Genomic DNA, 6,334 nt, shown 5'->3' on the forward strand with positions numbered 1-6,334 from the left:
GCCAGCGCGACGGTAGTCACCCCGCGCCGGTAGCCTGCTGACCGTGGCCCTCTACCGCAAGTACCGTCCGGCAACCTTCGCCGAAGTGGTGGGGCAGGAGCACGTCACCGAACCACTCTCGATCGCCCTGGAAGCCGGACGGATCAACCACGCGTATTTGTTCTCGGGTCCGCGCGGCTGCGGCAAGACCTCCTCGGCGCGCATCCTGGCCCGCTCGCTGAACTGCGCTCAGGGCCCGACGGCCACCCCGTGCGGGGTCTGCGACTCGTGCCAGGCGCTGGCGCCCAACGCGCCCGGCAGCATCGACGTCGTCGAGCTCGACGCCGCCAGCCACGGCGGTGTGGACGACACCCGCGAGCTGCGCGACCGCGCGTTCTACGCGCCCGCCCAGTCGCGCTACCGCGTGTTCATCGTCGACGAGGCGCACATGGTGACCACCGCGGGGTTCAACGCGCTGCTCAAGATCGTCGAGGAGCCCCCCGAGCACCTCATCTTCATCTTCGCGACCACCGAACCGGAGAAGGTGCTGCCGACGATCCGGTCGCGCACGCATCACTACCCGTTCCGGTTGCTGCCGCCGAAGACCATGCGGTCGTTGATCGGGCGGATCTGCGAGCAGGAGGGCGTCGCCGTCGACGACGCCGTGTACCCGCTGGTGATCCGCGCCGGCGGCGGCTCGCCCCGCGACACCCTGTCGGTGCTGGATCAGCTGGTGGCCGGCGCCGAGGGCGCCCACGTGACCTATCAGCGGGCGCTGGGCCTGCTGGGGGCCACCGACATGGCGCTGATCGACGACGCCGTGGACGCCCTCGCCGCCGCCGATGCCGCGGCCCTGTTCGGCGCGGTGGAGTCGGTGATCGATGCCGGGCATGACCCACGGCGGTTCGCCACCGATCTGCTCGAGCGGTTCCGCGACCTGATCCTGCTGCAGGCCGTTCCGGACGCGGCCAGCCGCGGCGTGGTGGACGCGCCGGAGGACGTGCTGGAGCGGATGCGTGAGCAAGCGACCCGGATCGGGCCGGCGACCCTGACCCGCTACGCCGAGGTGGTGCAGGCGGGGCTGGGCGAGATGCGCGGTGCGACGGCGCCGCGTCTGTTGCTCGAGGTCGTGTGTGCGCGTCTGCTGCTGCCCTCGGCCAGCGACACCGAATCGGCGCTGCTGCAACGCGTCGAGCGGATCGAGACCCGGTTGGACATGTCCATCCCCGGCTCCGAAGCCCCCGCCGCGGCGCCGCGCAGTGCGCCGGCGCCGGCCGAACCCGAGCCACCCGTCCGGTTCACCCGGCCGTCCGCGGCGGCCGCCGCCAAGGCCGAACCGAAACCCGAGCCCAAGCCCGAGCCCTCGGCGGCCCCCGTCCCCGAACCGCCCCGGGCGTCCGCGCCCGGACCCGCTCCGGCGCCGGCGGCCGAAATAGCCTCTGCGCCAGGCGAACTCAACACCGCCGCGGTACGCAGCATGTGGCCGACCGTGCGCGAAAAGGTGCGTCAGCGCAGCCGCACCACCGAGGTGATGCTGGCCGGGGCGACCGTGCGGGCCATCGAGGGCAACACGTTGGTGCTGAGCCATGAATCGGCGCCGCTGGCCAAGCGGCTCTGCGAGCAGCGCAACGCCGACGTCATCGCCGAAGCGCTCAAAGATGCGCTGGGCGTCAACTGGCGGGTGCGGTGTGAGGCCGGCGCGCCGGCGGCGGCCGCGTCACCCCCTCCCGCCGGTGGGGGAGCCGGCCCGGCGGTGACGAACGTCGCCGAGCCCGCGCCCGACGTGGACTCCGCACGCCGCGACGAAGAGGAACACATGCTCGCCGAGGCCGTCCGCGACGAGCCATCGGCGCCGCGCCGCGACCCCGAAGAGGTCGCGCTCGAACTACTGCAGAACGAGCTGGGCGCCCGCCGCATCGACAACGGCTAGCGATTCAGGCCGTCCACCACGGCCGCGGCGGCAGGTCGTCGTCGCCCCGCGCGTCGGTGTTGGCCGCCAGCACGTGATGGAGCTGAAGGTTGTTCTGCTCGAAGGCCACCCGCGAAGCCGCCATGTACAGGCCCCACACCTTGGCGGTCGGCAGGCCGACCTCGGCGACCGCCACGTCCCAGTGCTCGACCAGGTTGTGGCACCAGTCGCGCAGCGTCATCGCGTAATGATGGCGGAAGTTCTCCGCGTGCAGCACCTCGAAGCCCACATCCTGGATCGCGCAGGTGATGCGGCCCGAGCCGGTCAGCTCGCCGTCCGGGAAGACGTAGCGATCGGTGAACCCCCCGGCGAACGAGGTCGAGGTGTTGTCGTGCCGGGTGATGCAGTGATTGAGCAGCAGACCGCCGGTGCGCAGCTTCGACTTCAAGAACCCGAAGTAGGCCGGGTAATTCTTGACGCCGATGTGCTCGGTCAGCCCGATCGAGGAGACGGCGTCGAACTGCGCCTCGCCCACGTCGCGGTAGTCGGAGTGCCGCACCTCGGCCAGCTCCGCCAGCCCCTCGTCGGCGATCGCCCGCTGCGCCCACTTCGCCTGCTCGGCCGACAGGGTCGCGCCGATCGCCCGGACGCCGCGGCGCGCGGCGTAGCGCACCATGCCGCCCCAGCCGCAGCCGACGTCGAGCAGCCGGTCGCCCGGCTGTAGCCGCAACTTCTCGAAGATCAGCCGGTACTTGTTCTGCTGCGCATCTTCCAGCGTGGCCTCGGCGTCGGGATACACCGCGCAGGTGTAGGTCATCGACGGGCCCAACACCAGCTCGTAGAAGGTGTTGGAGACGTCGTAGTGATGATGGATGGCCTCGGCGTCGCGGGTCTTGCTGTGCATCAGCCCTTCGGTGACCCGGCGCCACCTGGGCCGGGTTTCCTGCGGTGGTGGTGGCACCGGCAGCAATCGCTCGAGGCCCATCGAACGGACGACGTTGGCCAGCACCCGCGCCGGCGGCCGCTTGAATTCGACCCGATCGGTCAGCGTCTTGAGCAGTCGGTACGGGTCGCCCGGATGCACGCCGTAGGCCTGCAGGTCGCCCGACACGTAGGCGCGCGCCAGGCCGAGTTCGCCGGGCGCGGTGGCCAGGTAGGTGGCTCCGCGGGGCGTCCGAAGGTCCAGGCCCAGCTCGGCGTCCTCGCTTCCGGCCGTGCTGCCGTCGTAGGCGGTGAACTTCAGCGGATGTCGCCCGGTCGCGGCGAAGACCTCCAGGATCTCGGCCATGCTGAGTTTTCGGGTCGGTGAGCGGTGGGGTTCTTTGGTCGTCGTCATCGCCGTTGCACCGCCTTCGCGTAGAGGTCGAGTAAACGTGAATCGGGGTCGTAGGTCTTCTTGACGGTGTTGTAGGCCTCGCCGCCGTACAACTCGTCGAAGTCCTCGCGGGAGTAGAAGGAGTCCGAGTACAGCGACTTGTGGCCGTCGAGCTCGTCCACCTTGGCCTCGATCATCCGGTTGGTGGCGCCCTCGGTGGCGCCGCCCGGCACCGACGACCAGAAGCCGACGTTGACGTACGTGTGATCCGGGCGCATCGGGTACAGCGGCCAGCCCTGGCGGTCGCGCAGACGCAACGGGCACAACCAGATTGGCGTGATGGGCACGCTGCCCAGGAACCACTCCAGGAAGTCGCAGGTCCGTTCGACCGGCACTTCGATGTCCTGCACCACCCGCTCGCGGGGCGGCCGTCCCTTGCGCGTCTCGAGCCGGTCGGACAGCCCGAAGCGGCGGTCCATGGAGATCAGCTTCGAGTAGACGCTGCTGCGCCGGTAGCGGCGCGGCCACCAGCGTCGCAGCCGCGGGTTCTGCACGCCGAACGCGCGTGAGCACCAGAACCAGTCGGTGTCCCAGCGCCAGAAATAGTCGTTCATGGTCAGCCGGTCATCCTTGACGGCTTCCACGCCCGGGGCGTCGTGCCGGATGGACTGGTAGTAGATGTTGCGGCCGGTGTAGTCGCTGACCGGGCCGGGCGTGGTGGTTCGCCGGCCCACGCACAGGTAGCTTTCGTCGGCGCTGAAGACCACCCCGTCGAGATAGTCGACCGGCGTCCCGCCCTGGCCGCCGGTGTCGATGATGCGTTCCATGGCCGCGATCAGATCGGGCACCGAGCAGAATCGGACGTGCCGCAGCGCCACGAACGGCGCGACGGATTCCAGCTCGATCCGAATCCTGGTCGAATACCCAAGTGTCCCATAGGAATTCGGGAAGGCACGAAACAGGTCGGGGTGGCTGGTGCGGGAAGTGGTGAGCAAATCGCCAGCGCCGGTGAGGATATCCATCTCCAGCACCGATTCATGTGGCAATCCATTGCGGAACGACGACGACTCGATACCCAGTCCGCTGACCGCGCCGCCCAGGGTGATCGTCTTCAGCTGCGGGACGACCAGCGGCGAAAGACCGTACGGCAGAGTCGCGGCCACCAAGTCTGCGTACGTGCACATACCCGCCACATCGGCGGTGCGGGTTTCGGGATCCACGCCCAGGACGCCGGTCAGCCCGGACGTGTCCAGACCGGGGGCATCGCGTTTGGTTCGGGCGCGGAACAGATTTGACGTCGGCTTGGCCAGCCGGACGGCGGACGTTGCGGGGATGGATCGATAACTTGCCAGCATCCGGTCAACGCCGGACTTGTGGGCCGAGAGTGCAGATCCAAGGACAGGCACCACATATACCCTAGTCTTCGACAACACCCCGTGCACCCGTTCGAAGGGGGCGGCACCGGGGAAAATCTTGAATGAGGAGGGGTCCCCTTGGGACAGGTGAACGCCGAGAGCACCATCTTGGTCAACGCGGAACCTGCGGCAACCCTTGCCGCCGTCGCGGACTATCAGACCGTCCGCCCGAAAATTCTCTCGCCGCAGTACAGCGACTACCAGGTGCTCCAGGGTGGGCAGGGGCCAGGCACGGTCGCCAAGTGGAAGCTGCAGGCCACCAAATCACGCGTGCGCGATGTGCAGGTCAATGTCGACGTGGCGGGGCACACCGTCATCGAGAAGGACGCGAACTCGTCCATGGTGATCAATTGGACGGTGGCCCCTGCCGGGCCCGGCTCCAGTGTCACCGTGAAGACCACCTGGACCGGCGCGGGCGGCGTCAAGGGCTTCTTCGAAAAGACCTTTGCGCCATTGGGATTGAAAAAGATCCAGGGCGAGGTGCTGGCCAACCTGAAGAAGGAACTGGAAGGCTAGCCGGTTGATTGTCCGGTTGCCGGGCGGCCGGCAACCATCACCGTCGCGCCCCACGGTCGAGCGCGGAACTCGACGGTAATTGCCGGGTCGGCATGATGGGCGAGCGCACGCAGCGCCGACGGGCTATAGGCGCGTAACGAGCTGATGATCCCGTCGTGTAACAACGGCTTCAGCCTGGTGAACGGCAGTATGAGCGCCAACATCATCAACTGGATCGGCGGCGGCCGCCTGCTGAGGTCGATGACTATCAACTTCTTCGCTACCCGGGTCGCTTCGGCGAATACTTGGGCGGCCTGCTCGGGCGCCAGGTGATGCAACGACAACGCAAACACCGCGAGGTCGTAATACCTGTCGGGGGCGTCGATTGCGGTGGCGTCCATTTGCCGCACCGTGGCGCGTGGGTGACTGCCGAGGTCGCTGGCGGCGACGGCGGCCACGAACTCGGGATCGATGTCGGTGACCGTCACCTGAGCAGCGGGGCGATACTCCAGTAGCTTGCGCGACAGCCCCCCGAGGCCGCACCCGAGTTCGAGGATCTTCGGCGAGACGATATCGCTCACCTCGCGAAGCGCCGCCCGCGCGCACAAGGTGTAATTACCCAAAAACCGTCGTCGTCCGCTGCGGTCGAGTGCTTGGATGACCTTGCGCTTCAAATCGTCGACGTCGTCGCGGTCCAGGTATTCCAGCCGGTCGGTCTGCAGCCGCCGGTCCAACCACGAGGCGTTCGGCCCGCCCCGGGGCATGTTGGCAATGTCGGGGGTTGCCGTTTCCATGGGGACCATGATGGATTAAGCGAGCCGCGGTTCGACACAAAACAGCCACAAGTTCATTTCCCTGGAACTCCCATGTCCAAAGGCTTCCGCGCCGACACCATCACATAGTCCGTCAAACCGCTCCCTCGTTCCCAGATCTCTACGCCACGGCACTGGGCGCGATCGTCTTCCGAGACATCCACGACCACCTCATCCATCTTTTTCTTTCCCTCAAGGCGCTGCCGACTGTAATTGGCCATCCCGGGGAACACGTCTTGCCGGATCGATTCCACGAGGACATCGTCGAAACCCACCGCAGACAGTCGCCGTGGGTATTCCTCCCGGTCATACAGATTGGCCTCGGGAATGTGGCCGTACCTCCGGGCGAAAACGTTCACCCGGCCGGATTTCCTGCCTGGAACCGGGAGCATGTCGGCGATCGCGATGG

The 6,334-nt window shown here is 67.7% G+C and carries 6 protein-coding genes; 2 read left to right on the forward strand and 4 right to left on the reverse strand.

Going from position 1 to position 6,334, the window contains the following annotated elements:
* Positions 1 to 43: 43 nt before the first annotated feature.
* Positions 44 to 1,909, forward strand: a complete 1,866-nt coding sequence (locus tag A5708_RS02320) for a DNA polymerase III subunits gamma/tau (RefSeq protein ID WP_065027083.1) — start codon at positions 44 to 46, stop codon at positions 1,907 to 1,909.
* A gap of 4 nt (positions 1,910 to 1,913) precedes the next feature.
* Here A5708_RS02320 and A5708_RS02325 read toward each other — a convergent pair whose 3' ends face one another.
* Together A5708_RS02325 and A5708_RS02330 are read right to left on the reverse strand one after the other, a co-directional pair.
* Positions 1,914 to 3,224 carry a class I SAM-dependent methyltransferase gene (locus tag A5708_RS02325; protein WP_196772502.1) on the reverse strand — a complete coding sequence of 437 codons (1,311 nt, stop codon included), beginning with the start codon at positions 3,222 to 3,224 and terminating at the stop codon, positions 1,914 to 1,916.
* Positions 3,221 to 4,612, reverse strand: coding sequence for an FAD-binding oxidoreductase (locus A5708_RS02330; protein ID WP_065027085.1), 1,392 nt, complete (start codon positions 4,610 to 4,612; stop codon positions 3,221 to 3,223). Before A5708_RS02330 ends, A5708_RS02325 begins: the two co-directional genes overlap by 4 nt.
* A gap of 84 nt (positions 4,613 to 4,696) precedes the next feature.
* On the opposite strand from A5708_RS02330, the gene A5708_RS02335 reads away from it, so the two are divergent.
* Positions 4,697 to 5,134, forward strand: coding sequence for an SRPBCC family protein (locus tag A5708_RS02335; RefSeq protein WP_065027086.1), 438 nt, complete (start codon positions 4,697 to 4,699; stop codon positions 5,132 to 5,134).
* Here A5708_RS02335 and A5708_RS02340 read toward each other — a convergent pair.
* The gene (locus A5708_RS02340; protein WP_231117795.1) at positions 5,131 to 5,907 is read right to left on the reverse strand and encodes a class I SAM-dependent methyltransferase; all 777 of its coding nucleotides are present in this window, start codon (positions 5,905 to 5,907) and stop codon (positions 5,131 to 5,133) included. The genes A5708_RS02335 and A5708_RS02340 overlap by 4 nt on opposite strands.
* A 53-nt stretch (positions 5,908 to 5,960) precedes the next feature.
* Positions 5,961 to 6,334: hypothetical protein (locus A5708_RS27105; protein WP_196772503.1), on the reverse strand; the 374-nt coding region annotated here is incomplete at its 5' end.

The organism is Mycobacterium colombiense (assembly GCF_001672755.1).
GTDB lineage: Bacteria > Actinomycetota > Actinomycetes > Mycobacteriales > Mycobacteriaceae > Mycobacterium > Mycobacterium colombiense_C.

Bases quoted from the DNA above. Each gene is read 5' to 3' on its own strand.
- A5708_RS02325 (WP_196772502.1), bottom strand. From the start codon at position 3,224: ATGACGACGACCAAAGAACCCCACCGCTCACCGACCCGAAAACTCAGC.
- A5708_RS02340 (WP_231117795.1), bottom strand. From the start codon at position 5,907: ATGGAAACGGCAACCCCCGACATTGCCAACATGCCCCGGGGCGGGCCG.